This window comes from Pseudomonas sp. PONIH3 (assembly GCF_002934345.1).
Lineage (GTDB): Bacteria > Pseudomonadota > Gammaproteobacteria > Pseudomonadales > Pseudomonadaceae > Aquipseudomonas > Aquipseudomonas soli.
The window spans coordinates 5207999-5227306 of record NZ_CP026386.1; the positions used below are offsets into that span (position 1 = coordinate 5207999).

The 19308-nt window shown below is 63.6% G+C and carries 17 protein-coding genes; 7 read left to right on the plus strand and 10 right to left on the minus strand.

Annotated features, from left to right (window positions below):
* Window positions 1-123 precede the first annotated feature (123 nt).
* Window positions 124-588, plus strand: a complete 465-nt coding sequence (locus C3F42_RS24125; RefSeq protein ID WP_023632818.1) for a glycine zipper 2TM domain-containing protein — start codon at window positions 124-126, stop codon at window positions 586-588.
* A gap of 75 nt (window positions 589-663) precedes the next feature.
* Here the strand turns inward: C3F42_RS24125 and C3F42_RS24130 are convergent, their stop codons facing one another.
* The 7 genes from C3F42_RS24130 to C3F42_RS24165 form a co-directional block, all read right to left on the minus strand.
* Window positions 664-2277, minus strand: a complete 1614-nt coding sequence (locus C3F42_RS24130) for an NAD(P)/FAD-dependent oxidoreductase (RefSeq protein WP_038706648.1) — start codon at window positions 2275-2277, stop codon at window positions 664-666.
* 103 nt (window positions 2278-2380) lie between these two features.
* Window positions 2381-3058, minus strand: a complete 678-nt coding sequence (locus C3F42_RS24135; protein WP_094012561.1) for a COG3650 family protein — start codon at window positions 3056-3058, stop codon at window positions 2381-2383.
* A gap of 121 nt (window positions 3059-3179) precedes the next feature.
* The gene (locus tag C3F42_RS24140; protein ID WP_023631160.1) at window positions 3180-3881 is read right to left on the minus strand and encodes an ABC transporter ATP-binding protein; all 702 of its coding nucleotides are present in this window, start codon (window positions 3879-3881) and stop codon (window positions 3180-3182) included.
* Window positions 3882-4649, minus strand: coding sequence for a high-affinity branched-chain amino acid ABC transporter ATP-binding protein LivG (gene livG, locus C3F42_RS24145; protein ID WP_023631159.1), 768 nt, complete (start codon window positions 4647-4649; stop codon window positions 3882-3884). It lies immediately after the preceding gene.
* On the minus strand, window positions 4646-5902 hold the full coding sequence (locus C3F42_RS24150) for a high-affinity branched-chain amino acid ABC transporter permease LivM (RefSeq protein WP_094012560.1): 1257 nt from the start codon (window positions 5900-5902) through the stop codon (window positions 4646-4648). Before C3F42_RS24150 ends, livG begins: the two co-directional genes overlap by 4 nt.
* Complete coding sequence (gene livH / locus C3F42_RS24155) at window positions 5899-6822, minus strand: high-affinity branched-chain amino acid ABC transporter permease LivH (protein ID WP_028692119.1); 924 nt, start codon at window positions 6820-6822, stop codon at window positions 5899-5901. Before livH ends, C3F42_RS24150 begins: the two co-directional genes overlap by 4 nt.
* Window positions 6823-7059: 237 nt before the next feature.
* A complete protein-coding gene (locus C3F42_RS24165) occupies window positions 7060-8175 on the minus strand; it encodes a branched-chain amino acid ABC transporter substrate-binding protein (protein ID WP_038706647.1) in 1116 nt (371 codons plus the stop codon).
* Between the two features lie 359 nt (window positions 8176-8534).
* On the opposite strand from C3F42_RS24165, the gene C3F42_RS24175 reads away from it, so the two are divergent.
* Window positions 8535-8840, plus strand: coding sequence for a DUF2288 domain-containing protein (locus C3F42_RS24175; RefSeq protein WP_094012559.1), 306 nt, complete (start codon window positions 8535-8537; stop codon window positions 8838-8840).
* A gap of 160 nt (window positions 8841-9000) precedes the next feature.
* Here the strand turns inward: C3F42_RS24175 and C3F42_RS24180 are convergent, their stop codons facing one another.
* A complete protein-coding gene (locus C3F42_RS24180) occupies window positions 9001-11082 on the minus strand; it encodes a hypothetical protein (RefSeq protein ID WP_371041630.1) in 2082 nt (693 codons plus the stop codon).
* A gap of 295 nt (window positions 11083-11377) precedes the next feature.
* Between C3F42_RS24180 and C3F42_RS24185 the strand changes: the two genes are divergently transcribed.
* A complete protein-coding gene (locus C3F42_RS24185) occupies window positions 11378-12265 on the plus strand; it encodes an NAD(P)-dependent oxidoreductase (RefSeq protein ID WP_094012558.1) in 888 nt (295 codons plus the stop codon).
* Here C3F42_RS24185 and C3F42_RS24190 read toward each other — a convergent pair.
* Entirely contained in the window at window positions 12165-14429 is a 2265-nt protein-coding gene (locus C3F42_RS24190; RefSeq protein WP_038706645.1) for a bifunctional diguanylate cyclase/phosphodiesterase, read from the minus strand. The genes C3F42_RS24185 and C3F42_RS24190 overlap by 101 nt on opposite strands.
* A 256-nt stretch (window positions 14430-14685) precedes the next feature.
* Window positions 14686-17532: an RNA polymerase-associated protein RapA gene (rapA, locus tag C3F42_RS24195; RefSeq protein ID WP_094012557.1), complete on the minus strand. Its 2847-nt coding sequence runs from the start codon at window positions 17530-17532 to the stop codon at window positions 14686-14688.
* A gap of 124 nt (window positions 17533-17656) precedes the next feature.
* Here rapA and C3F42_RS24200 point away from each other — a divergent pair, with 124 nt between their 5' ends.
* The 4 genes from C3F42_RS24200 (at window position 17657) to ccoM (ending at window position 19261) form a co-directional block, all read left to right on the plus strand.
* The gene (locus C3F42_RS24200) at window positions 17657-18349 is read left to right on the plus strand and encodes a M949_RS01915 family surface polysaccharide biosynthesis protein (protein WP_023629473.1); all 693 of its coding nucleotides are present in this window, start codon (window positions 17657-17659) and stop codon (window positions 18347-18349) included.
* A 112-nt stretch (window positions 18350-18461) separates the two neighbouring features.
* On the plus strand, window positions 18462-18788 hold the full coding sequence (locus C3F42_RS24205) for a hypothetical protein (RefSeq protein WP_023629474.1): 327 nt from the start codon (window positions 18462-18464) through the stop codon (window positions 18786-18788).
* A gap of 59 nt (window positions 18789-18847) precedes the next feature.
* Window positions 18848-19009: a hypothetical protein gene (locus C3F42_RS29650; RefSeq protein WP_094012556.1), complete on the plus strand. Its 162-nt coding sequence runs from the start codon at window positions 18848-18850 to the stop codon at window positions 19007-19009.
* Between the two features lie 135 nt (window positions 19010-19144).
* Window positions 19145-19261, plus strand: a complete 117-nt coding sequence (gene ccoM / locus C3F42_RS30100; RefSeq protein WP_023629476.1) for a cytochrome c oxidase subunit CcoM — start codon at window positions 19145-19147, stop codon at window positions 19259-19261.
* Window positions 19262-19308 lie beyond the last annotated feature (47 nt).

The following is a 19308-nucleotide window of genomic DNA, read 5'->3' on the forward strand; positions in this document are numbered from 1 at the left end:
GCCCGCAAATCAGCCAGCAACGGCTGTACCTGAGCTGAATGAGAACAATTTTATAACGTTTGCGCCGTGACACTTGTCAAGGCGCGGAGTCTAATGGACACCTGTCTTATGGAGATTGTCCCCATGCGTAAATCCGCTTTGCTGCTGGCCAGCTTCACCACCGTGTCGCTGCTGTTGGGCGGCTGCCAATCGTCGCTGACCGGCGACAGCTACTCCCGTGATGAGGCCCGCCGCGTGCAGACCGTGCGCATGGGCACCATCGAATCCCTGCGTCCGGTGAAGATCGAAGGCACCAAGACGCCAATCGGTGGCGGCGCTGGCGCCATTGTCGGTGGTGTCGCCGGCAGTGCCGTCGGTGGTGGCCGTGGCAGCATCGTCGCGGCGGTGATCGGTGCCGTGGCCGGTGGCTTGGCAGGCTCCGCCGCCGAAGAAGGCCTGACCCGTACCCAAGGCGTCGAGATCACCGTGCGTGAAGACGACGGCAGCATGCGCGCCTACGTGCAGCAAGTGCAGCAGAACGAGATCTTCCGTGTGGGTGAGCGTGTTCGCATCATGACTGTCGACGGCACCAGCCGCGTCACTCACTGACGGCACGCTTGAAAAGAAAACCCCGACCGGCTTGGCCGTGTCGGGGTTTCTTTTTGCCTGCAAAAGGCGATCGGGTTAGTCGTTCAGCCCGAGGATATCCCGTGCCACCGCTTCGGCGATGCGAATCCCGTCGACACCAGCGGACAGGATGCCGCCGGCGTAGCCTGCGCCTTCACCTGCCGGGAACAGGCCCTTGAGGTTGAGGCTCTGGAAGCTGGCGTCACGGGTGATGCGCAGTGGCGACGAGGTGCGGGTTTCGATGCCGGTCAGCACCGCGTCGTGCAGGTTGTAGCCCTTGATCTGGCGGTCGAAGGCCGGCAGCGCTTCACGGATCGCCTCGATGGCGAAGTCCGGCAGGCTCGGTGCCAGGTCGCCCAGGGTCACGCCCGGTTTGTACGACGGCTCGACGCTGCCCAGCGCGGTGGATGGGCGCCCGGCGACGAAGTCACCGACCAACTGCGCCGGTGCCTGGTAGTTGCTGCCGCCCATCACGTAGGCATGGGCTTCCAGGCGCTCCTGCAGCTCGATACCGGCCAGCGGGCCACCCGGGTAGTCGCGCTCGGGGTCGATACCGACTACGATGCCGGAGTTGGCGTTGCGCTCATTGCGCGAGTACTGGCTCATGCCATTGGTCACCACACGGCCAGGCTCGCTGGTGGCGGCGACCACGGTACCACCCGGGCACATGCAGAAGCTGTAGACCGAACGTCCGTTCTTGGCGTGGTGCACCAACTTGTAGTCGGCGGCGCCGAGTTTCGGATGGCCGGCATACTTGCCCAGGCGTGCCTTGTCGATCAGTGACTGCGGATGCTCGATACGGAAGCCGACCGAGAACGGCTTGGCCTCCATGAAAACTCCCTTGGCGTGGAGCATGCGGAAGGTGTCGCGGGCACTGTGCCCCAGGGCCAGCACCACATGCCGCGAGTGCAACTGTTCACCGCTCTGCAGTACCACGCCGGTGAGCTGCTCGCCGTCCACCAGCAGGTCGGTGACCTTCTGCTCGAAGCGTACCTCACCGCCCAGGGTGATGATTTCCTCGCGCATCTTCTCGACCATGCTGGTCAGGCGGAAGGTACCGATGTGCGGCTTGTTGATGTAGAGGATCTCGTCGGGCGCGCCGGCTTTGACGAACTCTTCCAGCACCTTGCGCCCGTGGTGGTTCGGGTCCTTGATCTGGCTGTACAGCTTGCCGTCGGAGAAGGTCCCGGCGCCGCCTTCGCCGAACTGTACGTTGGATTCGGGGTTGAGCACGCTCTTGCGCCACAGGCCCCAGGTGTCCTTGGTACGCTGGCGCACCTCTTTACCGCGCTCGAGCACGATCGGTTTGAAACCCATCTGCGCCAGCAGCAGCCCGGCGAAGATGCCGCAGGGGCCGAAGCCGACCACGATCGGGCGCGCAGGCAGCTCGGCCGGGGCCTGGCCGACGAACTTGTAGCTGACGTCCGGGGCCACGCCGATCTTGGCGTCGCTTTCGAAGCGGCGCAGCAGTTCGTCTTCGTTGCTGGTTTCAAGGTCGATGGTGTAGATGAACAGCAGCTCGCTGTTCTTCTTGCGCGCATCGTAGCTGCGCTTGAACAGGGTGAAACCGAGCAGTTGCTCATCGCTGATGCCCAGGCGCTGGACGATGGCGGCGCGCAGCTCGTCGTCGGAGTGGTCCAGGGGCAGCTTCAGTTCGGTGATTCGTAGCATGGCAGGGTCCAGTATCCCGGCCATGGGCGGCCGGCGGCTTTACACAAACCGCCAAGTATAAGCTGTTAGCCGCCCCGACTGGCAGGATAAAAGCACCCGGTGATCAGAGGTCGCGGGCGCCGCCGTAGTAGGCGCAGCCCTGCAGGGTCTTGCCGTCGATGCGCAGCTCGGCCTTGAGGTGACGGATGGCGCCGGTGGCGCCGTCGACGCAGCGCTGTGGCGCGACCCACAGTTCGACACGCTGGCCGTTGGCCTCGCTGGACAGGCTCAGGCCGCCGCCGGGCAGCGCTTCTTCCAGGTAAGGCAATGGCAACGGCTCCTGGCCGATGCGGTTGAGCACCATGCCCTTGCCGCTGGCCTTGATGTCCCAGTCCGGCTCATGGCCACCGGCGCGCAGGGTCAACTGCTTGAAGTTGGGGTCTTCGCAGCCGCGGTACTCGGAGGTGTCGAGGCGGTACAGGCGGGTCACGTCGAGCTGGCCGTCGCTGCCTGCCTGCTTGCTGCCGGCCATGCGCGCGCGGACATCGGCAAACAGCTTGTCACCGGCGTCGTCGGCCAGGGTGGCGGCCTCTTGCAGGATGCCGGTGCTGGCAGCGTCGTTGACGATGAAGCGGCGGCTCTCGTTGCAGGGTTTGAACAGCAGATGGCCGCCGGCCGCACTCAGTTCGCCTTGCAGACGGGTGGTGCCCAGGTTCGGGTCGACCGGTTTTTCGGCCAGCATCTGGCAGCCTGCGAACAGCGGCAGCAGGGCGGTGAGCAGCAGGGAAGGGGTGAGGCGCATCAGGCGGGCTCCGGTGTTCGGGCAAAAAGTGCCGGTCACGTTACCGAGCCTGCCGGGCCTCTACAAGAGGCACGGCCTCATCGCGGCGCAAGAAAAAAGGGCCCGAAGGCCCTTTGATCATTCAACCCCCCAGGTACGCATCGCGTACCTTCGGGTCGGTCAGCAACGCTTCACCGGTACCCTGCATCACCACCTTGCCGTTCTCCAGCACATAGGCGCGGTCGGCGATCTTCAGCGCCTGGTTGGCGTTCTGCTCCACCAGGAACACGGTCACGCCATCGCGGCGCAGCTGTTCGATGATGTCGAAGATCTGCTGGATGATGATCGGCGCGAGGCCCAGCGATGGTTCGTCCAGCAACAGCAGCTTGGGCTTGCTCATCAGCGCCCGGCCGATGGCCAGCATCTGCTGCTCGCCACCGGACATGGTGCCGCCACGCTGGATGTAACGCTCCTTCAGACGCGGGAACAGTTGCAGGACCTTGTCCAACTGCTCCTGGTAGTCGCCCTTGTTGGTGAAGAAGCCGCCCATGGCCAGGTTTTCCTCGACGGTCAGGCGGGCGAACACGCGGCGACCTTCCGGCACTACCGCGATGCTCTTGCGCATGATGTGCGACGACGGTTGGCCGACCAGTTCCTCGCCCAGGTACTTGATGCTGCCGCTGCTCGCCTGGGGCGAGCCGCACAGGGTCATCAGCAAGGTCGACTTGCCGGCGCCGTTGGCGCCGATCAGGGTGACGATCTCGCCCTGGTTGATCTCGACGTTGACGCTGTGCAGCGCCTGGATCTTGCCGTAGAAGGTGGAAACGTTCTCGAACTTCAGCATTTACGCCTCCCCCAGGTAGGCCTTGATCACATCAGGGTTGCCGCGAATCTCTTCCGGCGTGCCGTCGGCCAGGGGCGTGCCCTGGTTGATCACCACGATGTGGTCGGAAATGCTCATCACCAGCTTCATGTCGTGCTCGATCAGCAGCACGGTCACGTTGTGCGATTCGCGCAGGTAGGCGATGAGGGCCTTGAGGTCCTCGGTCTCCTTGGGGTTCAAGCCGGCGGCCGGTTCGTCGAGCATGATGATCCGCGGTTGGGTCATCATGCAGCGGGCGATTTCCAGGCGCCGTTGCTGGCCGTAGGCCAGGGTGCCGGCGGTACGGTTGGCGAACTCGGTCAGGTTGACCTTCTCCAGCCAGTACTGGGCGCGCTCCATGGCCTCCTTCTCGCTGCGGCGGAAGCTCGGGGTCTTGAACAGGCCGGCGAAGAAGTTGGTGTTGAGGTGGCGGTGCTGGGCGATCAGCAGGTTTTCCAGCGCGGTCATTTCCTTGAACAGGCGCACGTTCTGGAAGGTTCGCACCACGCCCTTGCGGGCGATCTGATGGCCGGCCAGGCCCTGGATCGGCTGGCCGTCGAGCAGGATGGTGCCGCCGCTGGGCTTGTAGAAGCCGGTCAGGCAGTTGAACACGGTGGTCTTGCCGGCGCCGTTCGGGCCGATCAGTGCCACCACCTGTTTTTCCTTGACGGTCAGGGCCACGCCGTTGACCGCCAACAAGCCGCCGAAGCGCATGCTCAGGCCGCTGACTTGCAGAATTTCGCGGCTCATCGAGGCAGCTCCATGTGCGGACGTTGCATGGGCAGCAGGCCCTGCGGACGCCAGATCATCATCAACACCATCAGCGCACCGAACATCAGCATCCGGTATTCGCTGAACTCACGCATCATCTCCGGCAGCAGGATCATCACGATGGCCGCGAGAATCACGCCCAACTGCGAACCCATGCCCCCCAGCACGACGATGGCGAGGATGATCGCCGACTCGATGAAGGTGAACGACTCCGGTGTCACCAGGCCCTGGCGGGCGGCGAAGAAGCTGCCGGCGAAACCGGCGAAGCAGGCACCCAGGGTGAACGCCGAGAGCTTGATCACGGTAGGGTTCAGGCCCAGCGCGCGGCAGGCGATCTCGTCTTCACGCAGCGCTTCCCAGGCACGGCCGATCGGCATGCGCAGCAGGCGGTTGATTACGAACAGCGCCAGCAGGGCCAGCAGCAGGGCGACCAGGTAGAGGAAGATGACCTTGTTGATCGAGTTGTATTCCAGCCCGAAGAACTCGTGGAAGGTCTGCATCCCCTCGGCGGCGCGGCGCTCGAAGGTCAGGCCGAAGAACTCCGGCTTGGGGATGTTGCTGATGCCGTTGGGGCCGCCGGTCCAGTCGGTGAGGTTTCGCAGGAACAGGCGGATGATCTCGCCGAAGCCCAGGGTCACGATCGCCAGGTAGTCACCGCGCAGGCGCAGCACCGGGAAGCCGAGCAGGAAGCCGAAGGTCGCGGCCATCAGGCCGGCGATCGGCAGGCACACCCAGAAGCTCCAGCCCAGGTAGTGCGAGAGCATCGCGTAGCTATAGGCGCCGACGGCGTAGAAACCTACGTAACCCAGGTCGAGCAGGCCCGCAAGGCCGACCACGATGTTCAGGCCCAGGCCCAGCAACACGTAGATCAGGATCAGCGTGGCGATGTCGACCGCGCCGCGGGAGCCGAAGAACGGCCAGATCAGGGCGGCGACGATCAGGCCCATGATCACCCAGCGCTGGGTTTTCGGCAGGGTCAGGAAGTTGCTCACTGAAGGCGGTACCAGCTTGCGCTCCGAGCGGCGGCCCATCACCGCGCTCCACTGCTTGTCGAACAAGACCCGCAGGAACATCAGCACCGAGCACGCGGCGATGATGCCGATGGTGAACGAACCCTGGCTATGCACCACCAGGCTGATGCCATCGATGCTGAGTTTCAGGCCCAGCACCGGGAAGGCCACGGCCCAGACCAGCAAGGCGCTGAAGAACGCCTGTTTGAGATTTCTGTTCATACTTTTTCAACCTCCGGGCGGCCCAGGATGCCGGTCGGCCGGAACAGCAGGACAAGAACCAAAAGACCGAATGCCACCACGTCCTTGTACTGGTCGCCGAAGATGTCGGCGCCGAACGCTTCGGCCACGCCCAGCACCAGCCCGCCGAGCATGGCGCCCGGGATGCTGCCGATGCCGCCCAGTACCGCCGCGGTGAAGGCCTTGAGGCCCACCAGGAAACCGGCGTTGGGGTTGATGACTCCGTACTGCATGCTCAGCAGCACGGCCGCCACCGCCGCCAGCGCGGCGCCGATGACGAAGGTCAGGGCGATGATGTTGTTGGTGTTGATGCCCAGCAGGTTGGCCATCTTGATGTCCTCGGCGCAGGCGCGGCAGGCGCGCCCCAGGCGGGAACGGGAGATGAACAGGGTGAGGCAGGTCATGGCGACGAGGGTCACCACGAACACCAGGATCTGCATGTACGAGACCAGCACTTCCTCAGCGCCCCCCGGGCCGAATGAGAAGCTACCGGGGATCAGGTTGGGGATGGACTTGTCTTTCGAGTCCTGTGACAGCAGGACGGTGTTCTGCAGGAAGATCGACATGCCGATGGCGGAGATCAGCGGGATCAGCCGGTTGCTGTTGCGCAGCGGCCGGTAGGCGACCCGTTCGATGCTGTAGCCGTAGGCACTGGTGACGAAGATCGTGGCGACGAAGGCCACGGTCATCAGGATCGGCAACGAGTGGATGCCCATCATGGCCAGCCCGGCGAGGGCGATGAAGGCCACGTAGGAACCGATCATGTACACCTCGCCGTGGGCGAAGTTGATCATGCCGATGATGCCGTACACCATCGTGTAACCGATGGCGATCAGCGCGTAGGTACTGCCGATGGTCAATCCGTTAACCAGTTGTTGTAGGAAATGGTAGATCTCAGGCATTACAGCGCTCCTAAAAACCTGATTTGCATTTCTCTGGCGGGGGATGACCCCGGCCCCTTGTTCTCGTGGTCTTCGCCACGTGATCTTTTTGCGGGCACGGCCAGGAAACCGCGGGTGACGGTTTTAAGATTTTCAGGTGAACCGGCTCCCGGATCGCGGGAATCAGGTTCATGAACCTCGTAAAACAAAGCCCACTGCTCGCACAGTGGGCTTCTCGGTCAGCTATTAGTCACGCAGTTACTGAGGGGAGACTTCGGTCTTCGGCTTGCCGAAGTGCCATTCGTAGACCACGAACTTGAAGTCTTTCAGGTCGCCCTTGTCGTCATACGACAGGTCGCCGGTCGGGGTCTTGAAGGTGCCTTTGTGAATGGCGGCGGCCACCTTGTCGGTGTCTTCGGAGCCGGCAGCCTTGATGCCCTGGGCGATCAGTTCGACAGCCGAGTAGGCCGGGAACACGAACGGACCGCTTGGGTCCTTGCCGTCGGCCTTGATGGCGTCGACGATGGCCTTGTTCTCAGGTGCTGCGTCGAACGACTTGGGCAGGGTCACCAGCAGGCCTTCGGAGGCGCCCTGGGCGATCTGCGAGATGGAGTCGTTACCCACGCCTTCCGGGCCCATGAACTTGGCTTTCAGGCCTTTCTCTTGTGCCTGGCGCAGGATCAGGCCCAGCTCCGGGTGGTAGCCGCCGTAGTAGACGAAGTCGACGTTGTTCTGCTTGAGTTTCTGGATGATCGAGGAGAAGTCCTTGTCACCGGCGTTCAGGCCTTCGAAGACGGCGACCTTGGTGCCTTTGCCTTCCAGGGTGGTCTTGACCGCGGTGGCGATGCCTTCGCCGTACTGCTGCTTGTCGTGCAGCACCGCAACGACCTTTGGCTTGACGTGGTCGGCGATGTAGTTGCCGGCGGCCGGGCCTTGGGCGCTGTCCAGGCCGATGGTGCGGAAGATCAGCTTGTAGCCACGGGCGGTGATTTCCGGGGAGGTGGCGGCTGGGGTGATCATGATCACGCCTTCGTCTTCGTAGATGTCGGACGCAGGCTGGGTGGAGCTGGAGCACAGGTGGCCGATCACGTACTTGACGCCATCGTTGACCACTTTGTTGGCGACGGCCACGGCTTGTTTAGGGTCGCACGCGTCGTCGTATTCCTTGGCTTCGAGCATCTTGCCATCGACGCCGCCCTTGGCGTTGATGTCCTTGATTGCCTGTTTGGCGCCAACGAACTGCATGTCGCCGTACTGGGTCACCGGCCCGGTCTTGGGACCGGCGATGCCGATCTTGATGGTGTCGGCGGCAAACGAATGGCTGGCGACTCCGGCCAGAACCATCGCGGCAAACAGCTTGGAAATCTTGATCATAGTGCTCCACTCATTCTGTTGTAATTCTTATAGTCCTGAGGCCAGGGCTACAGACCGGGCGGGATTTGCGGCCTGGCTACGCCAATGCCGTAAGCCCACCTTCCCCCGGAACATGTCCCGGAACTGTACCGGTACAGTGTAGAGCGCTGTCCGAGCGCTTGAAAAGCGGGCGAAAAGCGTCTGTCTCAAGGGGTGTCGCTTGATCGACATAAAGATACAGAAAAGCGCCATCACTTTGCCTGTATTCCCGGCCCGCCCCCACAAGTTCGGGCCTGATCGACCAAATTACGTATTTGAAACCGGGTTTTTCTGCAAAAATGCCGGCCTTTTTGTTGGCCGATCTTTGCGCAGGTAAACCCATGACTGATCAAGTAAGCACCCTCTATGCCAAACTGCTCGGCGAGACCGCCGTCATCGAGTGGAAAGCCCTGGAGCGTTTCTGGGCCAAGGGTGACCTGATTTGGGTCGACCCCAGCCTCGACCTGATCGCTGTTGCCGAGGCGATGGCCGAGAATCGCGGCGAGATCTTCGCCAAGTGGCGCAATGATGGCACTGTCGGGCCGGTCTCCGCCGAGCAGGCGCTCGACCTGCAAACCCGCGATCCAGAGATCTGGGCGGTGGTGGTTTCGCCGTTCATCGTGATCCAGACGAAGAAAGCGGGATAAGCGCGGGCTTTTTTAGTGCGTGAAAACGCGCAAACGCTCCGCAATGGTGCGCGTTGACGCTCACGTAAGGTGGAAGTTGGTAACAGTGGCGGGGTGATTCGGCGGGGCGGTAACAGTTTACGGGATGCGTAAATAGGGCCGCTTTGCGGCCCCAACTGAATCAGTAGTCCACACGCCCGGTATGGCTGTTCAGCGAAATCACCCGGGTCTTGCCGATGCGGTGGCGGAAGATCTCGCGCAGGTACTTCACCGCCTTCTTCACGCACTCGCGCGATAGGCGGATATCGTTGATCGAGACGAAGCGGCTCTTGTCGTTGATCAGTTCGCGGTACTTCTTCTCGTACATCGGCTTGATCGCGTACCAGTTGGTGTCGAGGATCTTCGCCGGGTTCTCGAACTCGTTGAGCAGGTCGTCGATGCTGTCCTCATCGAAGTGCTCGCTGGTGATGAAGTCGAGGATCGCATTGTCCATGGTGTCGTCGAAGCGGTACGGGTTGCGCGCGAAGCAACGCTTGATGAACGCCACGATCAGCGTGAGGAAATCGTCCGACAGGCACGGGCTCTTGGCGATCAGGGTGGTCAGCGACAGGTTGGCCGAGGCGCCGATCACCAGCGCATAGCGCTTGAGCGTGGTGTTGGGGAACAGGCTGTTGAGGTGGGTCTTGAGCCGGTTCAGGTCCATGTACGACAGCTTGTAGTCCTTGGGCAGTGAGACGATCGACACCACCGACGAACAGTTCTTGAAGAAGTGCAGGTCGTGCAGCGCCGCGGCGTCGTAGCCCGAGGCCTGGTATTGCTCCAGCGCGGCGCGGTAGCGGCGCGACTCGATCGGCAGCAGGCTGATGCCTTCGATGGCCTGGGTCTGCTTGTTGAAGTGCGGCAGGTCGATGGAGCGGAAGAACAGGTCGTCGATGTCCAGGCGCGGCTGTTCACGCTCGAACACCTTGAACTTGTCCGACCCTGCCGGCGGCACTTCCGGCACCACCGACTCGGCATAGGCGATCGCCACGGGGCCGGCCAGGCTCATGAACAGGTCGTTGGCGTCCAGGCGGATGGTCTCGCCGATATCGATGCCGGCGCGGCGGAAGTAGTTCTGGTCGTAGTCGGTGGTCACCGCCTGCGCCGTGAGGATGTTGAAGATCTGCTGGGAGATGTACTGGTTGGCGTGCTTCTCCATGGCGTTGACGTCGATGTTCTGGATCGTGCCGTCGTCGCTCTCCTCGGCGTAGCGCATGATGTCGTTGGAGATCAGCATCATCGCGTTCCACGGGCGGATGCGGCCCATGACGCTGGCCTCGCTGCTGTCTTCATTGTCGAAGTTGTACGAGAAGTCCCATTCCTCCGACAGGTATTTGCACAGCAGGCGCCCGGCGTTGATATGGAGCGCCTCGGACATTTCGCTGCGGTGATCGGAGGCATTGGGCAGCACGCAGATACCGCTGGTGAAGATCGGCTCGAACACAAACGAATGCCCGCTCTTGCCGTCGTTCTCGTCGGCCGGCTTGGTATCGAAGGTCTTGTTCATATACGAATACTGCTGGGCCAGGCCGAATTCCGAGGCCATGCCCGAGCCGGTACCGCCGCCGGCGCTGAAGATGTAGAAGTACAGGCGCGACTGGTTGGCCTTGATGCCGCAGGAGTCGATCAGGTACGAGTGGATCAGCTTCCAGTCGGCGCTGGAGAAGCGCTGGGTGTCCTTGTTGAGGATGATCTTGGCCAGGTACTGGCCGAGGATCGGCGCGTTGCCGGCGCCGCCGGCATGCACCTCGGACAGGTCCATGATCTTCATCTTGCTGTAGTCGCGCAAAAAACCGCCGCGCTCGCCCTTGCGCGAGAAGCGAATGCGCCCGGCGATGTCCTTGTCCAGGTCGCCCAGCATCACCAGCGGCTCTACCAGGAACACTGGTTTGGCGGCCTTGTTCTGCACCAGGCGCAGGTTTTGGCGGATCCAGCGTGCCGGGCTGTAGCCCGCGTCGCCCTTGAAACGGTCTTCGTTGTTGTACTCATTGAGGAAGAAGGTGCGCGCGTTGTACACCAGCTCCGCCACATCCAGGGCGATGTTCGATCCGCAGCGGCCCAGGCCGATCAGGCACACCGACGGGAACTGCTGCTCCAGGCGCAACTGGTCCTCGTCCTCGACATGCAGGTTGGCTGGAAATACCAGGTCGCGCAGGCCGTCGAGGTTGTCGAGGATGCGCTGGATGTCCTGCTCGGTGAAGTACAGGTACTGTTGAGCCGGCATGCTGCGCGCCGCGGGCAGGTCTCGAGCACCGCCGGCGGTCAGCGAGTGGGTGCTGAGGGAGGGCTCGGGAGCCGCATTGGCAGAAGTGTTCGTAGAGGTCATAGTGCGCCATTTGCCTGGAGTGGTTGGCTTCCCGGTGATGCATGTCATCTAGCCATCACGGAGAAATTTCGCGACTTTATCAGTGCGTCTTTTTCTTGTGCGATAGGGGGTTTCCTTAGTCGGACTAAGGTTTTTCCTTTCTCACCCGCATTGCATCGTCCGTTTGTCACGCTTCTTTAATCTGGAGTTGCTCATGAGTACTGCGTTGCCTTCGTTGGGGTTTGCCGGGATCGGTCTGATGGGCCTGCCGATGTGCCGTCGGCTGCTGGCCGCGGGCTATCCGCTGACCGTGTGGAACCGCAGCCCGGATAAATGCGCCGAGCTGGTTGCCGCCGGCGCCCAGCTGGCCGGCAGCCCTGCCGAGCTGTGCCAGGCGGCGGACATGGTGCTGCTGTGCCTGGCCGACACGGCGGTGGTGCGCGAGGTGGTGTTCGGTGAGCAGGGCATCGCCCGGGGCGGGCGCAGTGGCCAACTGCTGGTGGACTTCTCCAGCCTCGAGCCGACTGCCACTCGGGAGATGGCGGCGGAACTGGCGGCTTTGTGCGACATGGCCTGGCTTGATGCTCCAGTGTCCGGCGGCACGCCGGGGGCCGAGGCCGGCACCCTGGCGATCATGGTCGGGGGCGAGGCGAGCGACCTGCAGCGAGCGCGCCCGGTGCTGCAAACCCTGGGCCAACGGGTGACGCACATGGGCGCGGTGGGAGCCGGCCAGGTGACCAAGGCGTGCAACCAGATGATCGTGGCTTGCAATGCGTTAGTGATCGCCGAAGTGGTGGCGTTGGCTGAACAGTCAGGGGTCGATGCACGGCTGATCGCCGAGGCGCTGGCCGGCGGGTTTGCCGACTCGAAACCCTTGCAGATCCTCGCCCCGCAAATGGCCGAAAGCCGCTTCGAGCCGGTCAAGTGGCACGTGCGCACCTTGCTCAAGGATCTCGACACCGCAGTGAAATTCTCCCGCGAGCAGGGCTCGGCGACGCCGCTCAGTGGCCTCGCCGCGCAACTGATGCGCCTGCACGGTAGCCAGGGTTATCTGCAAAAAGATCCGGCGACCCTGGTAGCGCTGTATCGCAGCAAGGATTGAGCTCGCCCGGCTGGCGGCCTAGCCGTTCGAGGATCGGCCGCAGCTCGGCCAGCGGCACCGGGCGGCTGAGCAGGTAGCCTTGCAGGTAGTCGCAGCCGTGGCTGGCGAGGAATTCGTGCTGCTCGACAGTCTCGACGCCTTCGGTGACCACTTTCAGGTGCAGGGTATGGGCCATGATGATGATCGCCTGGACGATCTCGCGGTCTTTCTGGCTGCCGGGCACGTCCTGGATGAACGAGCGGTCGATCTTCAGCACGTCCAGCGGCAGGCGCTTGAGGTACGCCAGCGATGAATAGCCGGTGCCGAAATCATCGATCGACAGCGCCACGCCCTGGGCACGGATGTGCTTGAGCAGGCTGATGGTGTGGTGGATGTCGCCCATCAGGGCGTTTTCGGTGACCTCCAGCTCCAGCTGGCGGGGCGCGAGGCCGGCCTGGAACAAGGCCATTTCCACCTCGGTGGCGAGCTCCTCGCGGCCCAGGGTGAGGGCCGAGCAGTTCACCGTGACCTTGAGATCGCCATAGCCATGGCGGTTGAGCTGGGCCAGGTCCTCACAGGCCCGGCGCAGTACCCACAGGTCCAGTTCGGCGATCAGGCCGTTGGCTTCGGCAATACAGATGAAACGGTCGGGGCTGAGCAGGCCATGTTGTGGGTGTTGCCAGCGCACCAGGGCCTCGAGCTTGGCCACCTGGCCGCTGCGCAGGTCGAAGATCGGCTGGTAGTGCACGCACAGGCCGCGCTCTTCGAACAACGCCACGCGCAGTTCTTCTTCCAGTTGCAGCTCGAGGGTGGCGCGGGTCTTCAGGCCGTTGTTGAAGAAGTTCAGGCTGTTGCGCCCGCAGCCTTTGGACTGGTACAGCGCCAGGTCGGCGTTCTTCAGCAGTTCCTCGGTGCTCTGGCCGTCGTCGGGGAAGATGCTGATGCCGATGCTGGTGGTCATCACCATGCGCCGGCCCGCCAGGTCGATCGGCTCCTTCATGCGCTGCATGATGCGCTGGGCCAGGTGGCGCGCCTCGTCGCGGCTGTTGAGGCTGGTGACGATGCAGAACTCGTCGCCACCGAAGCGGGCCACCAGGTCCTGGCCGCGCGTGGCCGCCTTGATATGGTCGGCGATGACCTTGAGAAGCTCGTCGCCAGCGGCATGCCCGAGGCTGTCGTTGATCCGCTTGAAGTGGTCGATGTCGAGGAACATCACCGCGAGCATGCCCTCATTGGCGGCCTGCTCGGCCAGGCGCTCGGCGAATACCTGGTTGAAGCCGCGGCGGTTGACCAGGTTGGTCAGGGCATCGTAGTGGGCGGCCTGCTGCAGCGAGGCACGGGCCTGGTCGAGCTGGCTGAGCAGTACGTTGACCCGGCGCAGGTCGTGCTCCTTGCTCTGCAGCTTCTTGTCGGCCAACGCCGCGCTGATGCTGCCAGCGCTGATCAGCAGCGTGATGACGGCGATGGTCAGCGCCAGTTGCAGGCTGTTGTCGGCCGAAGGCAGGCGCAGCGCGGTCTCGCTGGGGATCACCAGGGTCATCGCCGCCATGCCAGTGAAATGGGTCAGGACGATACCTGCGGCCATCAACAGGCTGGCGCCGTACTTGAGCAGCAGGTGCAAGGTGCCGCTGCCCTTGTTGAAATAGCGCGCCATCAGCAGCGCCACCAGGCTGGTGAGCACGGCGATGCCGATAGAGGCGAGGAGCAGGCCGGTCTGGTAGTACTGCTGGGCGCTGGTCTGCAGGGCGGCCATGCCGGTGTAGTGCATGACACTGATGCCCAGGCCGATGAACAGCGCGGTCTGCAGGTAGTGGCGCAGGCGCATCTGGCTGCGGTTGAGGCTGTTCATCGCCAGCCAGGCAGCCAGCAGCGCCACCAGCAGTGACAGGCCGGTCAGCGGGGCGTCGAAGTGGATTTCCAGGGGCGCCTGGAAGGCCAGCATGCTGATGAAATGCATTGCCCAGATGCCCCCGGCCAGGCAGCAGGCACCGAGCACACGCCATTGGCGGCGGGCGAAGCGGTCTTCGCATTGGCTCTGGCGTTCGCTCATGTCCAGGGTGGCGAAACAGGCGGCGCTGGCCACGATGAAGGCAAGCAGCACCAGGAAGGGGTTGTGTCGGCAGTCGAGGATGATCTGTCCGGTCGCCGGCAGCTCGGCGAACAATTGCAGTCCCAGCCACTCCATTGCAGGCCTCTTCGTCGAGTCTTCACTCGTCCCCAAAAAGCACGGATGGAGACTGTTCCTGCTGGAGTATAGGAACGGGTACCTAAGCCTTCCTGATTAATGGCAATTTGATTTCTACCATTTGGATATGGAGGCAATAGCCAGATGGTCTAAATGAATGGTTTGCAGGCCGTAACGAGCGCGGGGCAAGCCTGCTCCCTGCAATTCCGGGCCGGAATTGTGGGAGCGGGCTTGCCCCGCGATGACCGCCATGGGATCAACCGGCGACGAGCACCCGGATTGCCTCGAGGCGCAGTGCCGCTTTTTCCAGCGCCGCCAGGCCCTCTTCGCGCTGCTTGCGCAGGGCGTCGATCTCGCTGTCGCGCACGCTCGGGTTGACGGCCTTCAACGCAGTCAGGCGCGCCAGCTCCTCGTCGGCTTCGGCGGCGAGGCGTTGGCGGGCCTGGGCCACGCGCTCGTCGTGGGTTGGCAGGACCTTGGCCTCGCCCGCGGCGATGCGTTTGGCCAGCACGTCGCGCTGGGCCTGGATGAACTTGTTGGCGCTGGCCTTGGGCACGCTTTCAAGCTGGTCGTTGAGGGTTTCGAAGGCTACCCGCGGACCCAGGTCGTTGCCGTTGGTGTCGAGCAGGCAGCGCAGCGCGGCCGGCGGCAGGTAGCGCCCCAGCTGCAGGCTGCGCGGTGCCACCACTTCGCTGACATAGAGCAGTTCGAGCAGCACGGTACCGGGCTTGAGCGCCTTGTTCTTGATCAGCGCCACGGCGGTGTTGCCCATCGAGCCGGACAACACCAGGTCCATGCCACCCTGGACCATCGGGTGCTCCCAGGTGAGGAACTGCATGTCCTCGCGCGACAGCGCCTGGCCGCGGTCGTAAGTGATGGTCACGCCTTCGTCGTCACCCAGCGGGAAGCTGGCGTCGAGCATCTTCTCGCTTGGCTTGAGGATCAGGGCGTTTTCCGAGTGGTCCTCGCTGTCGATACCGAAGGCGTCGAACAGGGTTTCCATGTAGATCGGCAGGGCGAACTGGTCGTCCTGCTCAAGGATTGCCTCGACCAGCGCCTGGCCTTCGCCTGCGCCACCGGAGTTGAGCTCCAGCAGGCGGTCGCGACCGGTGTGCAGCTCGGCCTCCAGGCGCTCGCGTTCGGCGCGGGCCTCGCCGACCAGCTGGGTCCAGCCTTTGTCGTCGCCACCGGCCAGCTGTTGCAGCAGGCGCGGGCCGAACTGATGTTGCAGGGCGTTGCCGGTCGGGCAGGTGTTGAGGAAGGCGTTGAGGCCTTCGTGGTACCACTGGAACAGGCGCTCTTGCGGGCTGTCCTGCAGGTACGGGATGTGCAGTTGGATCGTGTGCTTCTGGCCGATCCGGTCGAGGCGGCCGATGCGTTGCTCGAGCAGGTCCGGGTGGGCCGGCAGGTCGAACATCACCAGGTGATGGGCGAACTGGAAGTTGCGGCCTTCGCTGCCGATCTCGGAACACACCAGCACCTGGGCGCCGAACTCTTCGTCGGCGAAGTAGGCGGCGGCGCGGTCGCGCTCGAGGATGCTCATGCCTTCATGGAACACCGAGGCCGGGATGCCGGAGCGCACGCGCAGGGCGTCTTCCAGGTCCATGGCGGTCTCGGCGTGGGCGCAGATCACCAGGACCTTGGTGCGCTTGAGCATCTTCAGGGTGTCGATCAGCCAGTCGACCCGAGGGTCGAAACGCCACCAGCGCTCGTCGTCGCCGGCTTCGCCCTGGGCCTGGAAGGCCACTTCCGGGTACAGCTCGGCGCGCTCGCCCGAAGGCAGGTCGGCGTAGGCCTCGGGGTTGGCCAGCGGGTAGGGGTGCAGTTGGCGCTCGGGGAAGCCCTGGATCGCCGCACGGGTGTTGCGGAACAGAACGCGGCCGGTACCGTGGCGGTCGAGCAGTTCGCGGATCAGGCGCGCGCTGGCCTGGCTGTCGCCATCGCTGACTGCGGCCAGCAGTGCTTCGCCTTCGGCGCCGAGGAAGCCCTGAATGGTGGCGTGAGCGTTCGGCGACAGACGGCCTTCGTCGAGCAACTCCTGTACGGCTTCGGCCACCGGGCGATAGTGCTCGCTTTCGGCGCGGAAGGCGGCCAGGTCGTGGAAGCGGTTGGGGTCGAGCAGGCGCAGGCGGGCGAAGTGGCTGTCCTGGCCGAGCTGTTCAGGCGTGGCGGTGAGCAGCAGCACGCCGGGAATCACCTGGGCCAGCTGCTCGACCAGCGAGTATTCGGGGCTGGCCTGCTCTTCGTGCCAGACCAGGTGGTGGGCCTCATCGACCACCATCAGGTCCCAGCCGGCGGCGAACAGCGCGTCCTGGGCCTTTTCGTCCTCGACCAGCCACTCCAGCGCCACCAGCGCCAGCTGGGCATCCTCGAACGGGTTGCTGGCGTCGCTTTCGATGAAGCGCTCGGCGTCGAACAGCGCAACCTGCAGGTTGAAGCGCCGGCGCATTTCCACCAGCCACTGGTGCTGGAGGTTTTCCGGTACCAGGATCAGTACGCGACTGGCGCGACCGGACAGCAGCTGGCGGTGGATGACCAGGCCGGCCTCGATGGTCTTGCCCAGGCCCACTTCGTCTGCCAGCAGTACGCGGGGAGCGATGCGGTCGGCCACTTCACGGGCGATGTGCAACTGGTGGGCGATAGGTTGGGCGCGCACGCCACCCAGGCCCCACAGCGTGGAGAGCATCTGCTTGCTGGTGTGCTGCAGGGTGTTGTAGCGCAGGGAGAACCACGACAGCGGGTCGATCTGCCCGGCGAACAGGCGGTCGCTGGCCAGGCGGAACTGAATGAAGTTGGACAGCTGCGTCTCGGGCAGTGTGCGCGGCTGGTTCTGCGGGTCGATGCCGTGGTAGACCATCAGGCCGTCGATGTCCTCGACCTCCTGCACGGTGAGCTTCCAGCCTTCGAAATGGGTGATCAGGTCGCCTGGCGAGAAACGCACGCGGGTCAGCGGCGCATTGCGTAGCGAGTACTGGCGGGTGTCGCCCGTGGCCGGGTAGAGCACGGTCAACAGGCGGCCATCCTGCGCCAGGATGGTCCCAAGACCGAGCTCGGCCTCGCTGTCGCTGATCCAGCGTTGCCCCGGTTGATACTGCTGCGCCATACTGCCAAAACTCCCGCGATGAAAAAGCTGGCCATGTTACCGGATCGGCTGCGCCAGACCAAAGAATCTCAGTGAGTCTAGCGTGTTCATCGACGAACACCCGTCACGAGGGCCATGCGCCAACATGTTTGCCAAGCACCGCTGGTTGAACGTCACCTTGGGCCTGGGCAGCCTGGCGCTGCTGGCCGCCTGCGAACAGAAAAGCTTCGAGATCCTGCCGCCAATCCCGGTCGAACAACTGGAAGTGCTCGGTGTGCAGACGCCGATCAAGAGCGTGCATTTTCATGACCGCGAGGGCGAGGGCCTGCTGGTGCTGAGCCGGGTCGACGGCCAGGCCACCGACCCCGATACCGAGGAGGAAGTCGACAAGGTGGTGCTCAAGGCCACCCTGTATGGCCGTGCCGCCAGTGCCGATGTCTTCAAGCCGCGCTGGCAGATCGAGCAGGAGACCACCTGCGCTGGCCTGGACCTGGACGTCGACTTCTATACCGATGTCAGTGATGTCGGCGACCTGAACAAGGACGGTGTCGCCGAAGTGACAGTGGCCAGCCATGCCTTCTGCGGTGGCGGTATCGACCCCCACGACATCGCCATCGAGATGCGTGAAGGCCAGGCGATCTACACCATCACCGGTCAGTCGCTGATCAGCCCGCCCGGTGAGGACCCGTTCGGCGGCGAGCGCGAAGACAGCGCATCGTTGAAGAATGCCCCGCCAGGTGTGCGCGAACATATGGATGCGGTCTGGCAGCAGGTTTACAAGCGGCCATGGAGCGAGGCGAGCCCTCCACCCGACGACCCGGACGAAGACGCCGAGTAGGCCCGCGCTATACTCCAGCGCAATGCGGCGTTGTGACACGCCGCACACCTTCGACCGCAGGCATTCAAGGCGGCGTACCACCAGCCGACAACAAGGCTACAGGAGACCTCCCATGCTGCCGCCTATCATCCCGCTCAGTGCCGCCCCCGTGACCTCGCAACACGACCCGGTCAAGCCGCCGCCGACCATTGCGCCGGTGGTGCCCACGCAGCCGACCTCCAGCGATGGCACGATCGACCTGAAGAATCATCGTGATCCCGAAGAGCAGGCCTTGCTGCTGCGTGACGAGCAACGCCGCCAGCAAAAAAGGCGCAAGCAGGCTGAAGGTGATCGTTACGAGGCGCTGCCGGGCGAGGAACTCAACGCCGACAACACCGTGCCGGTGGCGCCGATGGGCGAGCGCACGCGCCAGGGGTTGCTGGTGGATATCGAAGTCTGACTAGTCAGCGCCCTGGCAAGCCTTCATTATTGAGGCCTCTGCTGTCCGTCGAGCCCGCCATGAGCCAAGACAACCTGATCGATTTCGGCGCCGAACGCGCCAAACGCATTCACGACCTCAATGACAAGCGCCTGGACGACATGCGCCAGGCCTTCGAGCAGGCCATGCCGCTGAGCCAGGCCAAGAAGAAAAAGCCCAAGGGCAAACCGAAGAAGCGCTGAAACTTGATGCAGGTCAACCCTGCACCCGCCTTCCGCGCCCGGCTCCGGGCGCCATTGACTCCGGTCAATTTTCCCCCTCCTCGCATTGGTTACCTTGCACCCATCGGATGACGGCACATCAAGGGAGGAGCCGACATGTTCTTCGACAACGTGGTTATCGCCGGGGTGGTAACAGTCGGGTTGATGTTGGCCTTCTTCGCCGGTCTGGGCATTTTCATCTGGAAGGACTCGAAAAAGCGCAACCAGCGCTGATCCTTCCCGATACACGAGCACGCAAGGCATTTAGGGCGACTTCGGTC

Bases quoted from the DNA above. Each gene is read 5' to 3' on its own strand.
- C3F42_RS24190 (WP_038706645.1), bottom strand. From the start codon at position 14,429: ATGGAGTGGCTGGGACTGCAATTGTTCGCCGAGCTGCCGGCGACCGGA.
- C3F42_RS24205 (WP_023629474.1), top strand. From the start codon at position 18,462: ATGCTGCCGCCTATCATCCCGCTCAGTGCCGCCCCCGTGACCTCGCAA.
- C3F42_RS24125 (WP_023632818.1), top strand. From the start codon at position 124: ATGCGTAAATCCGCTTTGCTGCTGGCCAGCTTCACCACCGTGTCGCTG.
- C3F42_RS24135 (WP_094012561.1), bottom strand. From the start codon at position 3,058: ATGCGCCTCACCCCTTCCCTGCTGCTCACCGCCCTGCTGCCGCTGTTC.
- rapA (WP_094012557.1), bottom strand. From the start codon at position 17,532: ATGGCGCAGCAGTATCAACCGGGGCAACGCTGGATCAGCGACAGCGAG.
- C3F42_RS24185 (WP_094012558.1), top strand. From the start codon at position 11,378: ATGAGTACTGCGTTGCCTTCGTTGGGGTTTGCCGGGATCGGTCTGATG.
- livG (WP_023631159.1), bottom strand. From the start codon at position 4,649: ATGAGCCGCGAAATTCTGCAAGTCAGCGGCCTGAGCATGCGCTTCGGC.
- livH (WP_028692119.1), bottom strand. From the start codon at position 6,822: ATGCCTGAGATCTACCATTTCCTACAACAACTGGTTAACGGATTGACC.
- C3F42_RS24165 (WP_038706647.1), bottom strand. From the start codon at position 8,175: ATGATCAAGATTTCCAAGCTGTTTGCCGCGATGGTTCTGGCCGGAGTC.
- C3F42_RS24140 (WP_023631160.1), bottom strand. From the start codon at position 3,881: ATGCTGAAGTTCGAGAACGTTTCCACCTTCTACGGCAAGATCCAGGCG.
- C3F42_RS24175 (WP_094012559.1), top strand. From the start codon at position 8,535: ATGACTGATCAAGTAAGCACCCTCTATGCCAAACTGCTCGGCGAGACC.
- ccoM (WP_023629476.1), top strand. From the start codon at position 19,145: ATGTTCTTCGACAACGTGGTTATCGCCGGGGTGGTAACAGTCGGGTTG.
- C3F42_RS29650 (WP_094012556.1), top strand. From the start codon at position 18,848: ATGAGCCAAGACAACCTGATCGATTTCGGCGCCGAACGCGCCAAACGC.
- C3F42_RS24180 (WP_371041630.1), bottom strand. From the start codon at position 11,082: ATGCCGGCTCAACAGTACCTGTACTTCACCGAGCAGGACATCCAGCGC.
- C3F42_RS24200 (WP_023629473.1), top strand. From the start codon at position 17,657: ATGTTTGCCAAGCACCGCTGGTTGAACGTCACCTTGGGCCTGGGCAGC.
- C3F42_RS24130 (WP_038706648.1), bottom strand. From the start codon at position 2,277: ATGCTACGAATCACCGAACTGAAGCTGCCCCTGGACCACTCCGACGAC.
- C3F42_RS24150 (WP_094012560.1), bottom strand. From the start codon at position 5,902: ATGAACAGAAATCTCAAACAGGCGTTCTTCAGCGCCTTGCTGGTCTGG.